At 68.9% G+C, this 17,842-nt stretch carries 19 protein-coding genes and 1 pseudogene; 10 read left to right on the top strand and 10 right to left on the bottom strand.

Annotation, left to right across the window (positions count from 1 at the left end):
* Positions 1 to 125: 125 nt before the first annotated feature.
* Both AC0699_RS11840 and AC0699_RS11835 read left to right on the top strand, forming a co-directional pair.
* Positions 126 to 1,343, top strand: coding sequence for an MFS transporter (locus AC0699_RS11840; RefSeq protein ID WP_478658751.1), 1,218 nt, complete (start codon positions 126 to 128; stop codon positions 1,341 to 1,343).
* A gap of 36 nt (positions 1,344 to 1,379) precedes the next feature.
* Positions 1,380 to 1,523 (top strand): annotated as a pseudogene (locus tag AC0699_RS11835) (heme-binding protein); the annotation flags it as partial.
* A gap of 65 nt (positions 1,524 to 1,588) precedes the next feature.
* On the opposite strand, the gene AC0699_RS11830 reads toward AC0699_RS11835, so the two are convergent.
* Positions 1,589 to 2,506, bottom strand: coding sequence for a GNAT family N-acetyltransferase (locus AC0699_RS11830; RefSeq protein WP_478658749.1), 918 nt, complete (start codon positions 2,504 to 2,506; stop codon positions 1,589 to 1,591).
* A gap of 5 nt (positions 2,507 to 2,511) precedes the next feature.
* Positions 2,512 to 3,057, bottom strand: coding sequence for a DUF2269 domain-containing protein (locus AC0699_RS11825; protein WP_478658747.1), 546 nt, complete (start codon positions 3,055 to 3,057; stop codon positions 2,512 to 2,514).
* A gap of 77 nt (positions 3,058 to 3,134) precedes the next feature.
* Between AC0699_RS11825 and AC0699_RS11820 the strand changes: the two genes are divergently transcribed.
* The gene (locus AC0699_RS11820; protein WP_478658745.1) at positions 3,135 to 3,764 is read left to right on the top strand and encodes an HAD family hydrolase; all 630 of its coding nucleotides are present in this window, start codon (positions 3,135 to 3,137) and stop codon (positions 3,762 to 3,764) included.
* Between the two features lie 321 nt (positions 3,765 to 4,085).
* Positions 4,086 to 5,654: a globin domain-containing protein gene (locus AC0699_RS11815; protein WP_478658742.1), complete on the top strand. Its 1,569-nt coding sequence runs from the start codon at positions 4,086 to 4,088 to the stop codon at positions 5,652 to 5,654.
* Positions 5,655 to 5,751: 97 nt separating this feature from the next.
* Here the strand turns inward: AC0699_RS11815 and AC0699_RS11810 are convergent, their stop codons facing one another.
* The 5 genes from AC0699_RS11810 to AC0699_RS11790 form a co-directional block, all read right to left on the bottom strand.
* Positions 5,752 to 6,231, bottom strand: coding sequence for an NUDIX domain-containing protein (locus tag AC0699_RS11810; RefSeq protein ID WP_453657769.1), 480 nt, complete (start codon positions 6,229 to 6,231; stop codon positions 5,752 to 5,754).
* A 109-nt stretch (positions 6,232 to 6,340) separates the two neighbouring features.
* Positions 6,341 to 7,237 carry a LysR family transcriptional regulator gene (locus AC0699_RS11805; protein ID WP_478658740.1) on the bottom strand — a complete coding sequence of 299 codons (897 nt, stop codon included), beginning with the start codon at positions 7,235 to 7,237 and terminating at the stop codon, positions 6,341 to 6,343.
* 242 nt (positions 7,238 to 7,479) lie between these two features.
* The gene (locus tag AC0699_RS11800) at positions 7,480 to 8,634 is read right to left on the bottom strand and encodes a cystathionine gamma-lyase (protein ID WP_478658737.1); all 1,155 of its coding nucleotides are present in this window, start codon (positions 8,632 to 8,634) and stop codon (positions 7,480 to 7,482) included.
* The gene (locus AC0699_RS11795) at positions 8,631 to 9,122 is read right to left on the bottom strand and encodes a low molecular weight protein-tyrosine-phosphatase (RefSeq protein WP_478658734.1); all 492 of its coding nucleotides are present in this window, start codon (positions 9,120 to 9,122) and stop codon (positions 8,631 to 8,633) included. The genes AC0699_RS11800 and AC0699_RS11795 overlap by 4 nt, the downstream gene beginning before the upstream one ends.
* Before the next feature lie 7 nt (positions 9,123 to 9,129).
* Positions 9,130 to 9,510, bottom strand: coding sequence for a phage holin family protein (locus AC0699_RS11790; RefSeq protein WP_469768124.1), 381 nt, complete (start codon positions 9,508 to 9,510; stop codon positions 9,130 to 9,132).
* A 50-nt stretch (positions 9,511 to 9,560) separates the two neighbouring features.
* Here AC0699_RS11790 and AC0699_RS11785 point away from each other — a divergent pair, with 50 nt between their 5' ends.
* From AC0699_RS11785 to AC0699_RS11770, 4 genes are all read left to right on the top strand, one after another.
* On the top strand, positions 9,561 to 9,878 hold the full coding sequence (locus AC0699_RS11785) for a cupin domain-containing protein (protein WP_453657747.1): 318 nt from the start codon (positions 9,561 to 9,563) through the stop codon (positions 9,876 to 9,878).
* 130 nt (positions 9,879 to 10,008) lie between these two features.
* Positions 10,009 to 10,224, top strand: coding sequence for a DUF5326 family protein (locus AC0699_RS11780; RefSeq protein WP_478658729.1), 216 nt, complete (start codon positions 10,009 to 10,011; stop codon positions 10,222 to 10,224).
* A gap of 410 nt (positions 10,225 to 10,634) precedes the next feature.
* Positions 10,635 to 11,339: an IclR family transcriptional regulator gene (locus AC0699_RS11775; RefSeq protein WP_478658726.1), complete on the top strand. Its 705-nt coding sequence runs from the start codon at positions 10,635 to 10,637 to the stop codon at positions 11,337 to 11,339.
* 112 nt (positions 11,340 to 11,451) lie between these two features.
* On the top strand, positions 11,452 to 11,886 hold the full coding sequence (locus AC0699_RS11770) for an SsgA family sporulation/cell division regulator (RefSeq protein ID WP_478658724.1): 435 nt from the start codon (positions 11,452 to 11,454) through the stop codon (positions 11,884 to 11,886).
* Positions 11,887 to 12,037: 151 nt separating this feature from the next.
* Here the strand turns inward: AC0699_RS11770 and AC0699_RS11765 are convergent, their stop codons facing one another.
* Positions 12,038 to 13,393 carry a YibE/F family protein gene (locus AC0699_RS11765; RefSeq protein ID WP_478658721.1) on the bottom strand — a complete coding sequence of 452 codons (1,356 nt, stop codon included), beginning with the start codon at positions 13,391 to 13,393 and terminating at the stop codon, positions 12,038 to 12,040.
* 196 nt (positions 13,394 to 13,589) lie between these two features.
* On the opposite strand from AC0699_RS11765, the gene thiC reads away from it, so the two are divergent.
* Positions 13,590 to 15,377, top strand: a complete 1,788-nt coding sequence (gene thiC / locus AC0699_RS11760) for a phosphomethylpyrimidine synthase ThiC (RefSeq protein WP_478658719.1) — start codon at positions 13,590 to 13,592, stop codon at positions 15,375 to 15,377.
* 153 nt (positions 15,378 to 15,530) lie between these two features.
* Here thiC and AC0699_RS11755 read toward each other — a convergent pair whose 3' ends face one another.
* The gene (locus tag AC0699_RS11755) at positions 15,531 to 15,845 is read right to left on the bottom strand and encodes a putative quinol monooxygenase (protein WP_478658717.1); all 315 of its coding nucleotides are present in this window, start codon (positions 15,843 to 15,845) and stop codon (positions 15,531 to 15,533) included.
* Positions 15,846 to 15,978: 133 nt separating this feature from the next.
* Here AC0699_RS11755 and AC0699_RS11750 point away from each other — a divergent pair, with 133 nt between their 5' ends.
* Positions 15,979 to 16,947, top strand: a complete 969-nt coding sequence (locus AC0699_RS11750) for a GlxA family transcriptional regulator (RefSeq protein ID WP_478658715.1) — start codon at positions 15,979 to 15,981, stop codon at positions 16,945 to 16,947.
* A 48-nt stretch (positions 16,948 to 16,995) separates the two neighbouring features.
* On the opposite strand, the gene AC0699_RS11745 is transcribed toward AC0699_RS11750, so the two are convergent.
* Positions 16,996 to 17,820, bottom strand: coding sequence for a hypothetical protein (locus AC0699_RS11745; RefSeq protein WP_478658712.1), 825 nt, complete (start codon positions 17,818 to 17,820; stop codon positions 16,996 to 16,998).
* Positions 17,821 to 17,842 lie beyond the last annotated feature (22 nt).

Raw genomic sequence — 17,842 nt, 5'->3', positions numbered from 1 at the left:
TTGGAGTGGCTGGAGCCCAGGATAGTCGACCCATGCAATAGCCCGCGCTTGCAATTAGTCGGCGTCTGCAATTATTGTGGACGCCCGTAAGGTGCAGACGCAATCTTCTGGAAGGTAACAACCCCATGCCGCTCGCGCTCCTCGCACTCGCCATCGGGGCATTCGGTATCGGAACCACCGAGTTCGTGATCATGGGACTGCTCCCAGAAGTCGCCGATGACTTCCAGGTCTCCATCCCCACCGCCGGCTACCTGGTGACCGGGTACGCCCTCGGGGTCGTCCTCGGCGCACCGCTGATGACCGTCCTCGGGACCAAGGTCTCCCGCAAGCGGATGCTGATGCTGCTGATGGGGCTGTTCATCGCGGGCAATCTGCTGTCCGCCGTCGCTCCGGCCTTCGGTGTCATGCTCGCCGGCCGTGTGGTGGCCTCGCTCGCCCATGGCGCGTTCTTCGGCATCGGATCGGTGGTCGCGGCCGACCTGGTCGCCCCCGAGAAGAAAGCCGGCGCCATCGCCATGATGTTCACCGGGCTGACCGTCGCGAACGTCGTCGGCGTTCCGCTGGGCACGTTCATCGGGCAGAACGTCGGCTGGCGCGCCACGTTCTTCATCGTCGCCGGGCTTGGCGTGCTGGGGCTCGCCGGAGTCGCGAAGCTGGTGCCGGAGCAGCCCAGGCCCGAAGGTGTACGGCTGCGCCACGAACTCGCCGCGTTCCGCAATGTGCAGGTACTGCTGGCCATGGCGATGACCGTGCTGGGCTTCGGCGGGGTCTTCGCAGCGATCACCTACATCACGCCGATGATGACCGAGATCGCCGGCTTCGCCGACTCCTCCGTCACCTGGCTGCTCGTCCTGTTCGGCCTGGGCATGGTCGGCGGCAACCTGGTCGGCGGCAAGTTCGCGGACCGGGCGCTGATGCCGCTGCTGTATGTCTCGCTCGGCGCTCTCGCCCTCGTACTGGGACTGTTCACGTTCACCGCGCACAACAAGATCGCGGCAGCCGTCACCATCGTGCTCGTCGGCGCGCTCGGCTTCGCCACTGTGCCGCCGCTGCAGAAGCGGGTCCTCGACCAGGCGTCGGGTGCTCCGACGCTGGCCTCGGCCGTCAACATCGGCGCCTTCAACCTGGGCAATGCGCTTTCTGCCTGGCTCGGCGGGATCGTCATCGCGGCCGGCCTCGGCTTCACCGCCCCGAACTGGGTCGGGGCCCTGCTCGCCGCCTCTGCGCTCGGGCTCGCTGTCCTCTCGGCCGCCCTGGAGCGCGCTTCCGTCCGCCGCGGGAGCCGGGTCGTGGCCGCCGGTGCGGCGACAGAGCCCGTGTCCGTCTCCGCCGCGCGTCACTGAGCCCCAGCGCCCAGGCCACTCATCCCCACCGATGCGGCTCTGGACCGCCCGCTCCTCTTCATCGCGGGCGGCGTACCGGTCCACCGCGACGGCCGCGTCATCGGCGCGATCGGCGTGGGAGGCGGCGCACCGCAGCAGGACCACGGCTTCGCGGTCGCGGCGCTGGAGGCCCTCGCCTAGGCGGTGTCGGTCGATCAGGCGGGACAGGACCTATGGGCGTACGACCGGCCCTGGCGCGGACGCGCTCAGCCCGCCGCGACCGTCAAAGGAGCAAAGCGGCGGGTCCAGTCGCCCGGAAGGACGGGGATGCCGTGGGTCATGACGGCGTTGAACGCGATCGGGCTCAGGCCGCTCGCCTTCACCCACGTGAGCAGTTCCTCGTGGCGTACGTCGATGTCGGTACGCAGGGGACGGTCCGTCGCGTTGGCCAGAGAGACGATCAGGGACTTCGCCGTGTCCGTGTCGCGGGCGATGAGGGGGCCGATGACATGGGTCTCCATGTTGGGCCAGGCGGCCGCGTAGCCCGTGAGGACACCGTCGGCCTCCGCGACCCTCAACTGGTCGGCGAATGCCGGGAGGCGCGTGATCATGTGCGTGCGGTCCTGGCCGAAGACGTCGGCGTCGAGGCGGAGGATCGCCGGGAGGTCTTCCGCGGTCGCGGGGCGGGTCGTGGCCCGAGGAGCAGGGCCGGAGGGGCGGAAGTGGCCGCGAACCATCTCGGCGCGACCGACGACGGTGAAGCCCAGTTCTTCGTACAGCGGCTGTCCGTTCGGCGTGGCATGCAGGGTGAGCGGGGTCTCTGCGGCCTCGGCCACCACATGCTGCATGAGACGTCGCCCGATGCCACGCCGGGCATACCGCTCGGCCACGAGGACCATCCCGATGGCGGCGAGCCCCTGGCCGTTGGCCGGACTCTGCCCATGGACAGGGCGGACAGGGCCCTTGCCAGGGGAAGGGCCCGGACCGTACGAGGTCACCACGCAAGCGCTGACGAGGCCCTTGCCCGAGGGGTCGTCGATGCCGTATCCCGTTCCTGCCGCGAGCAGCAGGCCCCATTTGTGCTCCTCGCGCGGCCAGCCGCGGTCCTCGGAGAGATCGGCGCAGGAAAACAGGTCTGCCGGGGTCAGACGCCGGATGGCGAACTCGCTGAACGGTGTTGACATGAAGGTCAGGCTGTCGGACGCAGAGATCGCCCGTCCAGCGCTTTACCGGAAGTGGCCGAGACCCGGAGGCGGCGTCCGCGCTGCGTCATTCCCCAGGGCTTGAGGACCGAGATCGCGGTCATGAAGAGGTAGGTGGAGAGGGAGACGATCGGGGCGGCGAGCAGACCGGACGGGTCCGCCACGGGGAGACCTGCCGCAGCCTCCTGCGCTGCGGCGTTCACACCCGGCCGGAGCGAGAACGTCGTCAGTGCGGTCGTGAGCAGCGTCAGCCAGAACTTGGTCCAGACCCAGCGATAGCGGGCCAGACCCCATGGTGTGCCCAGCGAGAGCACCAGGCCGCTGCCGAGGGTGAGCAGAGCGACGGGGATCATCAGCCAGTTCGCGAAGACGGCCATGGAGCGGTACGAAGCTTCGGCGACGGCGGGAGATCCGGAGGCGACCGCGGCGACACTCAGTCCGAGCAGCCCGAGGGAGAGCCCGAGCCAGCCCGCGGACGCGGAGACGTGGACGACGAGGATGGCCCGGCGAGCGGGGCGCTTCAGTGGTTTCACGTGAAACACCGTGCCGGGGAGACGGTCTCTTCCGCGTCTGACGGCGGGAGTAACCGGGCGTACTAGCCTCGGCGTACATGGCGAGACTGCACCTCTTCGACCTCGACGGAACGCTGATCCGCGGCTCGGCGGCCGCCTTGGAGATCTCGCGCCGACTTGGGCTCTCCCAGGAGATCGCCGAGTTGGAGCGTGACTTCGTACTGCGCGGACTACCGCCGGACGAGTTCGCTGTACGTGCCCGGGAACTCTGGGCCGCGCTCACTCCGGAGCAGCTGACCGCGGCATTCGACGAGGCACCCTGGATGGAGGGAATCCGTGAGGTGTGGGGCGATATCCGGACGCGTGGGGACTACTGCGCCGTGATCTCCCTGTCGCCCGATTTCTTCGTCGAGAGATTGCTGGCATGGGGTGCGCACGCCACCCATGGTTCACGTTGGCCGTCGGTTCCGTTCAGCGAGCCGGTCGACCGGTCCGGCATTCTTGATGCGACGGCCAAGGTGAAGATCGCAAACCAGCTCTGTGCAGCGTTCGAGCTTGAGCTGGACGACTGCGTTGCCTACGGTGATTCGATGTCCGACGCGCAGATCTTCGCCGCGGTGCCCGTTGCGGTGGCGGTGAATGCGGACCATCATCTGTCCGGGCTCTCCACACACGCCTATACGGGGAGAGATCTGCGGGAGGCCTACGAACTGGTCCGATTCCTTTGATAGTTCGGGCGTGGGGCATGCCCTGCAGGCCCGAGACCCGGCCGCGCTTACGGACATGGGGGCGATGCAGCCTAACGGGAAAACGGGTATGGATACCCGGACTTTCCGCTGTTTGTCCGATGCGGAGGTGCCACCTGGCATGCTGCGACGACGAGTGCTGCGGGCATTGAGGCAATCCGGTCCCGCTCGTCCTGATTCTCGAAATCGCGAAGGCTAATGTGGGCGGGCAGGAGTCCTGAGGCAGAGCGGGGAATTGAGGGCACGTTCCGGACCAACGGAAGTGCGCAGACCGACCGAGAGATGTTCGAGGCGAGGCACACAATGGACGCTCCGACCACCACGTCGGCCGACAACGGCACCTCCGGCGAGAACGGTGCGAACGGCGGAGAAGGCTGGTTCACACCTCGTAAGCGGTCTGCCGCGGGCCGGCCGGCTCCCGGGGCTGACGAGGGCCCCACGGCTGCGCCGGGCGAAGCGGGCGAGGGGCGAATCGCGACCCCGAGCCGGCCCGTCGCCTCCATACGTCCGGTCGGCACCGGGGCGGACCGGGCCTCCGGGACAACGGCCCGCGGGTCCACGGTCCCTCCGGCGCGGACCGCGCCGCAGCCTCCTGGGACCCCCGCGCCCCAGGCCGTACCCCAGGAGGTGCCGCAGGCGGTGCCCCAGGCCGCGTCCGAGTACCGTGCCTCTGAGCCGCACGCTCCGCACCACGGCTCCGCACCTGGTGCCGAGGCTGCTCAGCCCGCCCCCGATCCGCTCTCCGGCGTCCGCGACGACAATGCCTCGCCCGACGCGATCCGCATCCGGCGGACCATGGCGGAGATCGCGCCCGTCGCCGACAAGGTCACCTCGTACTTCTACGCCCTGCTGTTCGTCCGCCACCCCGACCTGCGGTCCCTCTTCCCCGCCGCGATGGACACGCAGCGGGACCGTCTCCTCAAGGCGCTGCTCACCGCCGCCGAGCACATGGACAACACCGCCGTGCTCGTCGACTACCTCCAGCATCTGGGACGGGGTCACCGCAAATACGGCACCCAGCCCGCGCACTACCCGGCCGTCGGCGAGGCCCTCATCGGCGCGCTGACCCGTTACGCCACCACGACCTGGGACGACGAGACCGAGGCCGCCTGGGTCCGTACGTACACGACGATCTCCCAGGTCATGATCGACGCGGCGGCGGCGAACGAGCGGCTCGCGCCCGCCTGGTGGCACGCCGAGGTGGTCTCGCACGATCTCAGAACCCCGGACATCGCGGTCATCACCGTCCGCCCGGACCAGCCCTACCCCTTCCTGGCCGGTCAGTACACGAGCCTGGAGACCCCGTGGTGGCCGCGGATCTGGCGCCACTACTCCTTCGCGGGGGCGCCGCGCTCCGACGGGCTGCTGTCGTTCCATGTGAAGGCCGTCCCGGCGGGCTGGGTTTCCAACGCGCTGGTCCACCACGCCCGGCCCGGCGACGTGTTCCGGCTCGGCCCGCCCGCGGGTTCGATGACCGTCGATCACACCACCAACAACGGTCTGCTGTGTCTGGGCGGCGGCACGGGGATCGCCCCGATCAAGGCGCTGGTCGAAGATGTCGCCGAGCACGGCGAGCGCCGTCCGGTGGAGGTGTTCTACGGGGCGCGCAGCGGCCACGACCTCTACGACATCGACACGATGCTGCGGCTTCAGCAGAGCCATCCGTGGCTCCAGGTGCGGCCGGTTGTCGACGGCAAGGCACAGTTGCCCGACGCCGTACGCGAGTACGGTCCGTGGAACGAGTACGACGCGTATCTCTCCGGCCCGGTCGGGATGATCCGCAGCGGCGTGGACGCGCTCAGGAACGTCGGTATCCCGTTCGAGCGCATCCGCCACGACTCTCTTGAGGAGCTCGTCGCCGCGGCGGACTGAGCCCTAGCGGAGCGAGTCGCACCGGACCGTGCCGTAGCGGAGCGAGTCGCACCGGACCGTGCCGTACCGGGTTCAGCAGCGGCCGAGCAGCCAGGAATCAGCCCAGGTCAGGCGCGTGCATGGCGCGCACACCCTCGATATTGCCGTCGAGATAGTGCCGCAGCGAGAGCGGTACGAGATGGACCGCGGCGATCCCAACGCGGCTGAAGGGCACGCGGACGATCTCGTACTCGCCGCAGGGCTCGTCCACCTCGGGGCCATGGCGCAGCGATTCGTCCATCGATGCGAGCCGGCAGACGAAGAAGTGCTGGACTTTCACGCCCGAGACTCCGCCGTCCACGATGTGCTCGACGGTGTCGACGAAGCAGGGCACCACGTCGGTGATCTTGGCGCCGAGTTCCTCGTCGACTTCGCGGTGCAGGGCGTCGACGACGGTCGCGTCCTCCGGTTCGACCCCGCCGCCGGGGGTGAGCCAGTACGGATCGACGCCGGGCTTGGTGCGCTTGATGAGGATGAGGTCATCACCGTCGAGCAGGATGGCACGTGCGGTGCGCTTGACCACTGGCCTCGGGGGCAGGGGGGTCGTCCCCGCAAGGGAATTGCTGCCGGTCATGGCAAGAGAGTGGCCCACGCCACCCGTTCTGAAACTCCCGTCCGCCTTGCCGTTCGCCTGTCGTCGCCCGCCGTCACCAGGCGACCGCGGCGCGCAGCAGCGCTTCGTGCGCACGCGCGATGTGCGGGAGTGCGAGCGTTCCGGTGCGGACGACGAGGAAGTAGGTGCGCAGTGGGGGGACGGGAGGGTCGAGCAGAGCCACCAGGCGCCCGCTCTGCAGGGCGTCGGCGCACAAATAGCGTGGCAGGACGGCAAGCCCGGCGCCTGAGGCGGCGGACTCCAGGACCGCCCGCAGATCGGGCGCGATGACGGTGCCCGCGGCGGACGGCCGGCTGTCGAAGACAGCGGCCCAGTAGCGCGCGACGAACGGCAGGGACTCATGCACCTCCACCACGGGCAGCTGCTCCAGCACGACAGCGCCCTTGCGCAGCAGCACACCGGCACCCAGCCGTGCCGCCCAGCGCGGTGAGGCGACCAGGACATGCTCCTCGTCGCAGAGGGGAGTCGAGGTGAGCAGCCCGCCGCGCGGGCGTGCCGTCGCGATGGCCAGGTCATGATGCCCGGCGGCCAGTCCCTCCAGGGTCTCGTCGGCGTTGCCCACGAAGGACGTGCGCAGCGCGAGGCCCTGTGAGATCAGCGGGGTGAGCGCGGGAAGGGCGCGTACGGAGGTGAACTCGGGCGGACCGGCGAGATGGAGCGTCCGCACCCCCGACTCCTCGTCCAGTCCGGCCTCGGCGATCTCGACGAGGGCGTCGAGATGCGGGGCGGCCCGTTGGGCGAGCTCGTCGCCGACGGTCGTGGGCGTGACTCCACGCGCCTGACGCAGGAAGAGCGGGCGTCCCAGCTGCCGCTCCAGGGTCCGTATCTGGCTGGTCACCGCGGGCTGGGAGAGCCCGAGCAGCGCGGCGGCACGGGTGAACGAGCCGGCCCGGTGCACCGTGATGAATGTGCGCAACAGGGCCAGGTCCATCGTCCAACTATAAATAAGTCGATAGGTCTCTGTCGCTAGCGTGATTGGACACTGACGCAGAGTCAACTAGCCTTGTTCGAGCGGTTCTTCGCGTGTGGAACAGCGCTGGCAGCCGCGCCGGTAACCGCGCAGGCGCCCGCGTCGGCACCCGCGCGTGGGACCGGGACGGTCCGAGCCATGAGGGGGGAGGCTCGGACCGTCCGTCTTTCTTTCCCAGCCGTCTTCACCGCTGCCGGGCGATGTCAGCCCACGGCCGTGTCCAGTGCGCGGAGCACATCAGCCACGAGATCGTCCGGATCCTCCGCGCCCGCCGACAAGCGGATGAAACCCTCCGCCACGGCGTCGCCGCCCCACCGGCCACGGCGCTCGGCGCTGGAGCGGACGCTGCCGAAGCTCGTCGCGTCGTCGACGAGGCGCAGCTGCGCCAGGAAGCGCTCCGCGTGCGCGCGGTCCGGCAGCTCGAAGGAGACCACTGAGCCGAAGCGGCGCATCTGGGCCGTGGCGACCTTGTGCGACGGATCGTCGGGGAGTCCCGGGTGGCGCAGCCCGGTCACCTCGGCGCGGCCGGCCAGCGCCCGCGCGAGGGCGAGCGCGTTCGCGCACTGCCGGTCGGTCCGGAGCTGCAGCGTGGCCAGCGAGCGATGTGCCAGCCAGGCCTCCATCGGGCCCGGGATCGCGCCGACGACCTTGCGCCAGTGCCGTACGCGCGCGGCGAGCGCGGTGTTCCGGCAGACCACGTAGCCGAGCAGCACATCGCCGTGCCCGGTCAGCCCCTTCGTGCCGCTGGCCACGGCGAAGTCCGCGCCCAGCTCCAGCGGGCGCTGGCCGAGCGGGGTCGCGAGCGTGTTGTCGACCGCGACCAGTGCGCCCCCCGCGTGCGCTGCGTCCGCGAGCCGGCGTACGTCGCACACATCGAGCCCGGGGTTGGACGGTGTCTCGATCCACAGCAGCTTCGCCCCGTCGAGCACGGCGAGCTGTGCGTCGCCCCTCGTCGGCGCGCTGCGCACCTCGACTCCGTACGCCTCGAGCTGCTCGCGCACCAGCGGCAGGGCCTGGTAGCCGTCGTCCGGGAGGACGACCACGTCGCCCGCCCGTACCTGGGACAGCAGCACCGCCGAGACCGCGGCCATCCCGGAGGCGAAGACGACCGTCTCGACGCCGGACTCCCCCGGCGCCTCCAGCTCGCCGATGGCCTGCTCCAGCAGCGTCCATGTGGGGTTGGAGTCGCGCCCGTAGACGTACGGGCCCGTCGGCTCACCGGGCAGGTGGTAGTGCGCCGCGAAGACCGGCCCCGGCAGCGTCGGTTCGTACTTCCGGGCTTCCGGCAGCCCGGCCCGTACGGCCCTCGTTCCGTCACCCACGTCGGGCTGGGCGCTCATGCTCGGCTCGTCACTCATGCCGCTCGCTCCTCAACAGCCTGCCGTACCGCGGCGAGCAGCCCCTCGCTCGCCGCCTCCACCATCTCCAGGCACTCCTCGAAGCCGTCCATGCCGCCGTAGTACGGATCGGGGACATCGAGTTCGCCCCGGGCCGCAGGATCGTAGGAGCGCAGCAGCCGCACCTTCGCGGCGTCCGCGTCAGTCGGGGCGAGCCGCCGCAGCTCGTGCAGATGTCCCTCGTCCAGGGCGATCACCAGGTCGAGTCGGGCGAACCACGAGGCGCGGAACTGCCGCGCGACATGGCCGGACTCGTAGCTGTTCGCCCGCAGGACGGCGACGGTGCGGTGGTCGGCGCCGTGGCCCTCGTGCCAGCCTCCCGTGCCGGCGCTGTCCACCGCGACGAGGTCGCCGAGCCCGGCCTCCTCGACGCGGGCGCGGAAGACGGACTCGGCCATCGGCGATCTGCAGATGTTGCCGGTACAGACGAAACAGACGGAGAAGGACATCAGGTGCTCAGCCCTTGTCGTCGGGGAGTACGACGTTGAGCGCCCACGACACGATCGAGATGATCAGGCCGCCGAGCACCGCGGTCCAGAAGCCCTCGACATGGAAGTCCAGCCCCAGTTTGTCGGCGAGCCAGGAGGTCAGCAGCAGCATCAGGGCGTTGACCACCAGCGTGATCAGCCCGAGCGTGAGGATGAAGAGCGGCAGCGTCAGCAGCTTCACGACGGGCTTCACAAGGAAGTTGACCAGGCCGAAGAGGAGGGCGACGACGACCAGCGTCAGCGCCTTCTTCCCGGTGCTGTCACCGGTGAGCGTGATGTCCTGGACCAGCCAGATCGCCACGAGCAGGGCCCCGGCGTTCGCGATCGTCTTGACTACGAAATTCATCATGTGTCTGATCGTGGCAGACACGATCGGACCAACGGCAGGGGCGGACGGGCATGAAGGCATTCCGACTGGACGAGCTGGAGGCGGAGCGCGCCGCCAATGACGGTGCGTATCTGCAGTTCCTGCGCGAGCCGAACATGTCGGTCGGACTGTACGCACTGGACGCCGGCGAGCTCGACCCGCAGCAGCCCCACGGTCAGGACGAGGTCTACTTCGTCGTCAGCGGCCGGGCCTCGATCACCGTCGGTATGGAAACGACGCAGGTGGGGCGGGGGAGCGTCGTCTACGTCCCCGCCGGAGTGGCCCACAAGTTCCACCACATCACGGAGGACCTGCGGGTTCTGGTCGTCTTCTCTCCACCCGAGAGCTGACAGGTAACCCCCGGCTTCCCTAGGGGACGGCTCAGGGGACTTCAAGGGCCGCCGGGGCCCCGGAGACTGCTCTCGCACCTCTAGCATCGAAACCAGGACAACTCAGAGAAGCGAGGTAAGGACGATGGCGGTGCGGGAGATATTGACGGGGACGCCCTGGTGGGTGAAGTGGATCGCAATCCCCTTGATCGCCATTGTCGTCTTCGGCGGGATGATCGCGAGTTTCGTCGGCTTTCTGGTCTGGCTGCTCTTCAAGATCCTTCTCTTCGTGGCGATCGTCGGTGGACTGATCTACGTCGTACGGAAGTTCATGACGTCGTCCTCGTCCTCGAAGAGCGACTGGTAGCGACTCGTAGCGACTGGTAGCGACCGCCGGGGATACAAGGAGTACGAGAGTACGAAAGGTACGTACGCCTGTTAGCCCGCCCGGGGGAATGGTGAAGGCTGTACCACGCGGCCGAACGGGGGCTGCCATTAGAGTGGCAAAACCTCCGCCGTCCCTTGGGAATCCTGAGTCGACGATCACCGTGAACAGCGGATTGTGCGACTTTCTGTGTTGTTTCTGTCATTGATCTCAGGAACACCTCATGTCCCAAGGAGCACGGCGGGCGCGCGGGGGCGGCCCCCGCGGGCGGGCGAGCCGCCCGTCACCATGCCTGGGGGTGACCTTTGGCCACGGCTACGGCTACCAGCTCTGCGCCTACGACGACCGCCGCGCCTACCCTGATCGGCTCGGTCCAGCGGGCGTTGAGACTCATGGAGGCCGTGGCCTCCCATACCGACGGAGCCCCTGCCAAACAGCTCGCGCGTGAGGCGGGGCTGCCGCTTCCGACCGCCTACCACCTGCTGCGGACCCTGACGCACGAGGGTTATCTGCGGCGCGAGAAGGGTGTGTTCGTCTTCGGTGAGGCGGCGGTGCGGCTGGCGTTCGGCGGGGCGATGCAGAATCGTCGCAGCAAGATCCAGGACGCCATGACGCACTGGCGGGACACGATCGGCGTACCCATCTACTTCGCCGTCTACCGCGAGGGCGAAATCGAACTCGTCGCGGTCGCCGACACCCCCTACTCACCCGCCGTCGATGAATCGGCCGACATCCGCGAGACAGGGCACGCGCATGCACTCGGCCAGTGCCTGCTGAGCCAGCTCGACGAACAGGCCCGCAAGGACCATCTTGATCGCCATCCGGTGGAGGCGATCACCCCCTATACGGTGCGTGATCGGCGGACTCTGCTGGAGCGGCTGGTCGGGATGGGTCAGATGCAACCCGTGGTCGAGCGACAGGAATATGCACTCGGCACGGTCTGCGCGGCCATTCCGGTCACCGCCGGTTCCACGGCCGCAGCGATGGCGATTTCTCTCCCTCATCACCAGGCAGAAAGATTGCTGCCCGCAGTTGATCAACTACGCAGAGGTATCGAAAGTCTGCTCAGCTCCATCACGTTCTCTATCAGTATCTGAAAAATCACTCCTTGTGATCTGCTAGTAGGTGCAGCACGATGGCGTCAAGAGGGCCTAGAGGGGTCATTCCTGGCCGTCTTCACGACTGCTTCATCCACTGCGGGGTAACACGATGCGCGAGTCGGTTCAGGCCGAGGTACTGATGAGCTTTCTGGTGTCGGAAGAACTGTCCTTCCGGATCCCGGTGGAACTCCGGTACGAGACCAGAGACCCCTACGCGGTGCGAATGACCTTTCATCTGCCGGGCGACGCTCCCGTGACCTGGGCGTTCGGCCGGGAATTGCTGCTCGACGGCATCAACCGGCCCAGCGGGGACGGCGATGTGCACATCGCGCCGACCGAGCCCGAGGGGCTGTCCGACGTACGTATCCGGCTCCAGGTCGGCTGCGACCGTGCTCTGTTCCGGGCGAGCGTCGCGCCCTTGGTGGCATTCCTCGACCGGACCGACAAGCTGGTCCCGCTGGGGCAGGAGTGCACGCTCGGTGACTTCGACGACCACCTGGAGGCAGCGCTCGGGCGCATCCTCGCCGAGGAGAACGCCGGCTGAGGCGAGGGCACCGCAGGGCGGCTCCTTCGCGCCCCGGTCGTTCTGAGATCCGGCACGTGGCGCACCGGTCCCTCTGCACTCCGGCTACTTCGCCCGCGGGCCACTCCGCCCGTGCGGCGCATGGCGCGCCGGGCCCTGTTCTGCGCTCCGGCTACTTCGCCCGCCGACGGCGGCCCTTGCTGCGTACCGCGCCGGTCATCGCGCGCGTCACGGTGCCCCCCGGCCGGTCGGCGGAAACGACCAGAGCGGCCAGCGCCGTGGTCACCGGAACAGAGGCGACCAGGCCGATCGAACCGATCAGCGTCCGTACGATCTCTTCCGCCACCAGCTCGCTGGTGGCCACCATCCCCACACTCGACTCCGCGATCGAGAACAGCAGGAGCAGAGGCAACGACGCGCCCGCATAAGCGAGTACGAGCGTATTGACGACCGAGGCGATGTGGTCACGGCCGATCCGGATGCCTGCCTTGTACAGACCGCGCGGGCCCATCGCCGGATCCGCCTGGTGCAGTTCCCAGACAGCCGAGGTCTGAGTCACCGTCACGTCGTCGAGCACACCGAGCGAGCCGATGATGACGCCCGCCAGCAGCAGACCCGACATGTCGATGTTCGGAAACAGCCCGTGGATCAGTCCCGTGTTGTCGTCGGTGTTGCCGGACAGGGATGCCCAGCCGATGAATACCGAGCCGAGCAGCCCGATCAACAGCAATGAGATGAGCGTGCCGAGCACCGCGACCGAGGTGCGGGCGGTCAGACCATGGCACAGGTAGAGCGCCAGCAGCATGATCGCGCTCGCCCCCACCACGGCCACGATCAGCGGATTCGAACCCTGCAGAATCGCCGGCAGGATGAACAGGGTCAGTACGGCGAAGCTCAGCGCGAGCGCGATCAGCGCCATCACGCCGCGCATCCGCCCGACCAGGACGACCACGAGCGCGAAGATCCCGGCGAGCAGCGCCATCGGGAAGTCGCGGTTCACATCGCTCACCGAGTACTGCAGATCGCGCGGGGCGTCGGGGGCGTACGCCACCACCACGCCCTGGCCCTCCTTCAGCTGGCGTGGCGCGTCCGGCTGAACGATCTCGACAAACGTACGGCCCTTGTCCTTACCGGTCGTGATCTCGACGGTCGCTTTCTTGCACACCCCCTGCTGGGAGTTGACCGCTTCGCGCCCCTCAGGGGTGGAGGTGTCCCCGGTCGGCGGCACTTGTCCCACGTTGACGTCCTTGCAGGCGACCTGCAAGACCCTGACCACCCGCGCCTCTTCGGTCTGGCGGTCGAAGCCGACGCCGGTGCGCTCGTGACCTGGTGCGCCGCCCGGCCAGAGAACGACGAGACCGACCACCACCGCGGTGGCGAAAGGAATCAGCACCGCGGCGATGACGCGCCGCAAATGCCGTGAAACAGGCGCGGCGGGCCCGTGACTGTGCGTATGGGCGTGGGCGTGTCCGGCCGTCCGGCCGTCCGCGTGGCCATCCGGTGCGGGCGTCTGCTGGGAGGAAGTCACCGACCGATCATCGCAAGAACGGACGGGGCCCACTGTTCAGCACGCCAGATTGCGCGCTAGCGTGGTGGCACCTTTGCACACGCGGGAGCTCGGAGCACCGGGCTGAGAGGGCGCTGACCTCCGTACATCCGTACGGGACAGCTGCGCCGACCGCCGAACCTGTTACCGGGTAATGCCGGCGTAGGGAGTAGGTCTCATGACCACATCGGACACGCGCACGCCTGCCTCCAGCACGGACAGCACGACGGAGGCCGGGAAGTCCATGGGCTGGCACAAGGGATACGTCGAGGGCTCACGCCCCGACATCCGGGTGCCGGTGCGCCAGGTGCACCTCACCAACGGCAAGGACGTGACCCTGTACGACACGTCCGGCCCGTACACCGATCCGAACGTCGAGACGGATGTCCGCCGGGGGCTGCCGCCCCTGCGGGAGAACTGGATCGTCGGCCGCGGCGACACCGAGGAGTACGCGGGCCGTCCGGTCCGCCCCGAGGACGACGGGATCAAGCACACCTCGCCGCGCGGCGGGCTCCGCAACCTCGACGCGGTCTTCCCCGGCCGGCCGCGCCAGCCCCGCCGGGGCCGCGGCGGACAGGCAGTGACGCAGCTCGCGTACGCCCGCCGTGGCGAGATCACGCCGGAGATGGAGTACGTGGCGATCCGGGAGAACGTCTCTCCCGAGGTCGTCCGGGAGGAGATCGCCGCGGGGCGCGCGGTCCTGCCGGCGAACGTCAACCACCCGGAGATCGAGCCGATGATCATCGGCAAGCGGTTCCTGGTGAAGGTCAACGCCAACATCGGCAACTCCGCCGTGACCTCCTCCATCGAGGAGGAGGTGGAGAAGATGACCTGGGCGACCCGCTGGGGCGCGGACACGGTCATGGACCTCTCCACCGGCCGCAACATCCACACCACCCGCGAGTGGGTGCTGCGCAACTCCCCCGTGCCGATCGGCACCGTCCCGCTCTACCAGGCACTGGAGAAGGTCGACGGTCGCGCCGAAGAGCTGACCTGGGAGATCTACAAGGACACTGTCATCGAGCAGGCCGAACAGGGCGTCGACTACATGACGGTCCACGCGGGTGTGCTGCTGCGGTACGTACCGCTCACGGCCCGCCGCAAGACCGGCATCGTCTCGCGCGGCGGCTCGATCATGGCGGCGTGGTGCCTGGCGCACCACAAGGAGTCGTTCCTGTACGAGAACTTCGAGGAGCTGTGCGAGATCCTCGCCGCGTACGACGTGACGTACTCGCTGGGCGACGGCCTGCGGCCCGGGTCGATCGCGGACGCCAACGACGACGCGCAGTTCGCCGAGTTGAGGACCCTCGGGGAACTCAACACGATCGCCAAGCGTCACAACGTACAGACGATGATCGAGGGCCCGGGACATGTCCCGATGCACAAGATCAAGGAGAACATCGACCTTCAGCAGGAGATCTGCGAAGAGGCGCCCTTCTACACCCTGGGGCCCCTGACGACTGATGTGGCACCCGCGTACGACCACATCACTTCCGGCATCGGTGCCGCGATGATCGCCTGGTGGGGCACGGCGATGCTCTGCTACGTCACGCCCAAGGAGCACCTGGGCCTGCCGAACCGGGATGACGTCAAGACCGGCGTCATCACTTACAAGATCGCGGCTCATGCCGCGGATCTCGCCAAGGGGCACCCGGGCGCGCAGGAGTGGGACGATGCCCTCTCCGACGCGCGCTTCGAGTTCCGCTGGGAGGACCAGTTCAACCTGGCCCTGGACCCGGACACGGCACGAGAGTTCCACGACGAGACACTGCCCGCGGAGCCGGCGAAGACCGCGCATTTCTGTTCGATGTGCGGTCCGAAGTTCTGCTCGATGAAGATCTCCCAGGACATCCGGCGCGAGCACGGCGGCGACCTGAAGCCGGACGAGATCGAGGCGGGCATGGCGGAGAAGTCCGCCGAGTTCGCCGCGGCCGGCAACCGCGTGTATCTCCCGCTGGCCGACTGATCCGGTCCGTCCGCCCCCTCGGTCCGGCCGCTGTCGGTGGGCGCCAGTACTCCCGTTTCTGAGAACCCGGCCAGGCCCCGTCCGGAACGGACGGGGCCTGGCCGGGGAACCTCCGCGGCAGCGCCCGGGTGTCCGTGTGGGTGTGTGTATGTGTCAGACAGTGGGGAGCTTCGCGGCGAGTACGTCCACCGGGCGGATGTCCGGAGCTTCCGTGAGGAGCGGGGTCGCGTCGACGAGGGCGGCAGCGATCTTTCCTTCGAGGTGGGCGCGGCGGGCCTCGTCGCTGCTGAAGGCGTCGAAGACACCGAACGAGGTGGGGCCCAGACGCAGGGCGAACCAGACGGTGGTGCCGGCCTCCTGTTCGGCGAGGGCGACCGCGCCGGTGAGCAGGTCCTGGATCTCCTGGGCGTGCTCAGGCTTGGCCTCGATACGGGCGAGCAGGCCGAGGCGGGTGGTGTCGTTGGTCATCGGGATCTCCGTCGATCGTCGGTCATCGGTGGTCGGTGGTCAGTGGTCGGGTTCCGGCCGGTGTGATCAACGTATGGGGCCACCGTAACCCCCTCCCAGTGGCGGATCCGACACGTCCTTTACCGTTTCCGACATGAAGATCTCGGTGCTGGTCTTTGACGGAGTCTTCGACTCCGGGCTCGCCTCGGTGCTCGATGTCCTCCAGACAGCCAATGAACTGCGCGACGAACTGGCCGAGCCGCCCCCACCTTGGCAGGTGACGTGCGTCGGCCCGCGGGGAGCGGTTCGTACGGCCGCCGGGCACCTGGTGGAGGCGGCCACGCCCGCGGCGGCGGGGGCGCCGGATGTGCTGGTCGTGCCAGGTGTCGGGTTCAAGCGGCCGGGGCCGCTCACGGAGTGGGTGGGCGCTCCCGGGCAGCAGCCTGTGCGCGACGAGGTGCGGCAGGCGCGCGCCGACAGGCTGCGCCTGGCGGCCGCGTGCACGGGGACGTGGATGCTCGCCGAGAGCGGGGTGCTGGACGGCCTGCCTGCCACCACGAGCTGGTGGCTGGCGCCTCCCTTCCGGCAGCGCTACCCCCGCGTGGCCCTGGACGAGACCCGCATGGTCACCCACGCGGAAGGTGTCACGACGGCCGGCGCCGCCATGGCCCACCTCGACCTCGCGCTCTGCCTCGTGCGGGAGAGCAGCCCGGCCCTCGCCGACCTCACCGCCCGCTACCTCGTGGTCGACAGCCGCCCCACGCAGGCGAGCTACGCCATACCCGGTCATCTCGCCCGTACGGACCCGACGGTCAGCGCGTACGAACGCTGGGTGCGCGAGCACATCGACCGTCCCCTGCGCATCGCGGACGCGGCCCGGGCGGTCGGCGCGAGCGAACGCACCCTGCAGCGGGCGCTGGACCGGGTGCTGGGCATCTCGCCGTTGCGGTTCGCCCAGCAGATCCGGCTCGAACAGGCGACGCATCTGCTGCGCACCACGGATCTGCCGACCGACGTGGTGGCGCGCCGCGTGGGCTATGAGAACGCAGCGACACTCGCCTCGCTCCTGCGCGAACGGCTGGGTACCACTCCCGGGCAGCTGCGCAGCCGAGCGGTCCACTGACCGGGACCGACCGGGACCGACCGGGACTGCGCGGGTGCTGCCCGGGGGCTACTCCGGCTGATGCTCCGGAGGGCCGAAGTCCGGGCTCGTGAAGTCCGGGCTCGTGAACGTCGGCCGGGAGCCGGCCGACGAGCCCTCGCTCGGGCTGGAGAAGTCGGGTCCGCTGTAGCCGACCTTGGGGATCCGGTTCACGCTGCGCGGTGGTGCGGGCGACGCGGGATCGGCGCTGGGGTCGGCCAGGGCCGCCCGCAGGAACGGAATGACGCCACGCTCCAGCAGCGCGTGCCGCCAGGCCTCCTTGGCACGTGCCACCTCGTCGGGAAGTTCGCCGCCCGCGTCCTCGGCGGGCAGCTGGGTGGCGCCATTGCGCAGTGCCGTGATCAGCAGGCCGACCGCGGCGGCGAGTAGCCCCGCGGCCGTGAGCGCCCCGAAGAACCAGCCCACCGTCAGCAGGGTCTCCGCGAAGGCGGGTTCAGGGCTGAGCATCTTCAGGACATAGCCCACGAACAGAAAGATCACCGCGGCGGTGCCGGCCAGGACCGGCGCGAGGACGGTGAGCACGGCGCCGAAACCGGCACCGGATTCGGTGGCGTCGCCGACTGCGGGGCCCGGCTCCGAACGGCGTACGGACGCGCCGGCGGGTGAGCGCTTCTCCTCGCGGACCTTCACGAAGTACTCGTACTCGGCGGCGGCCGAAGCGGTTATCAGTGCGATGGCGTTGAGCGCCATCGTACGAAGCTGTTCCGTGTTGAGCCGCTCCCCGACGGCGGTGAGATCCGGACGGTCGTGCGCGTTGCGCAGCGCGTCGTCGAGGATGCGCTCGTACTCGGCGCGATCCTCGGTCAGCAGGTGCGGAGCGCTGTTCATGTGCATCCCCCGATGCTCCGTAGGGCCG

The sequence above is a fragment of the Streptomyces sp. NPDC043870 genome (assembly GCF_056435785.1).
This window is presented reverse-complemented; position numbering and strand designations above follow the sequence as displayed.

Bases quoted from the DNA above. Each gene is read 5' to 3' on its own strand.
- AC0699_RS11840 (WP_478658751.1), top strand. From the start codon at position 126: ATGCCGCTCGCGCTCCTCGCACTCGCCATCGGGGCATTCGGTATCGGA.
- AC0699_RS11830 (WP_478658749.1), bottom strand. From the start codon at position 2,506: ATGTCAACACCGTTCAGCGAGTTCGCCATCCGGCGTCTGACCCCGGCA.
- AC0699_RS11820 (WP_478658745.1), top strand. From the start codon at position 3,135: ATGGCGAGACTGCACCTCTTCGACCTCGACGGAACGCTGATCCGCGGC.
- AC0699_RS11815 (WP_478658742.1), top strand. From the start codon at position 4,086: ATGGACGCTCCGACCACCACGTCGGCCGACAACGGCACCTCCGGCGAG.
- AC0699_RS11805 (WP_478658740.1), bottom strand. From the start codon at position 7,237: ATGGACCTGGCCCTGTTGCGCACATTCATCACGGTGCACCGGGCCGGC.
- AC0699_RS11800 (WP_478658737.1), bottom strand. From the start codon at position 8,634: ATGAGTGACGAGCCGAGCATGAGCGCCCAGCCCGACGTGGGTGACGGA.
- AC0699_RS11795 (WP_478658734.1), bottom strand. From the start codon at position 9,122: ATGTCCTTCTCCGTCTGTTTCGTCTGTACCGGCAACATCTGCAGATCG.
- AC0699_RS11790 (WP_469768124.1), bottom strand. From the start codon at position 9,510: ATGATGAATTTCGTAGTCAAGACGATCGCGAACGCCGGGGCCCTGCTC.
- AC0699_RS11785 (WP_453657747.1), top strand. From the start codon at position 9,561: ATGAAGGCATTCCGACTGGACGAGCTGGAGGCGGAGCGCGCCGCCAAT.
- AC0699_RS11775 (WP_478658726.1), top strand. From the start codon at position 10,635: ATGGAGGCCGTGGCCTCCCATACCGACGGAGCCCCTGCCAAACAGCTC.
- AC0699_RS11770 (WP_478658724.1), top strand. From the start codon at position 11,452: ATGCGCGAGTCGGTTCAGGCCGAGGTACTGATGAGCTTTCTGGTGTCG.
- thiC (WP_478658719.1), top strand. From the start codon at position 13,590: ATGACCACATCGGACACGCGCACGCCTGCCTCCAGCACGGACAGCACG.
- AC0699_RS11755 (WP_478658717.1), bottom strand. From the start codon at position 15,845: ATGACCAACGACACCACCCGCCTCGGCCTGCTCGCCCGTATCGAGGCC.
- AC0699_RS11750 (WP_478658715.1), top strand. From the start codon at position 15,979: ATGAAGATCTCGGTGCTGGTCTTTGACGGAGTCTTCGACTCCGGGCTC.
- AC0699_RS11745 (WP_478658712.1), bottom strand. From the start codon at position 17,820: ATGCACATGAACAGCGCTCCGCACCTGCTGACCGAGGATCGCGCCGAG.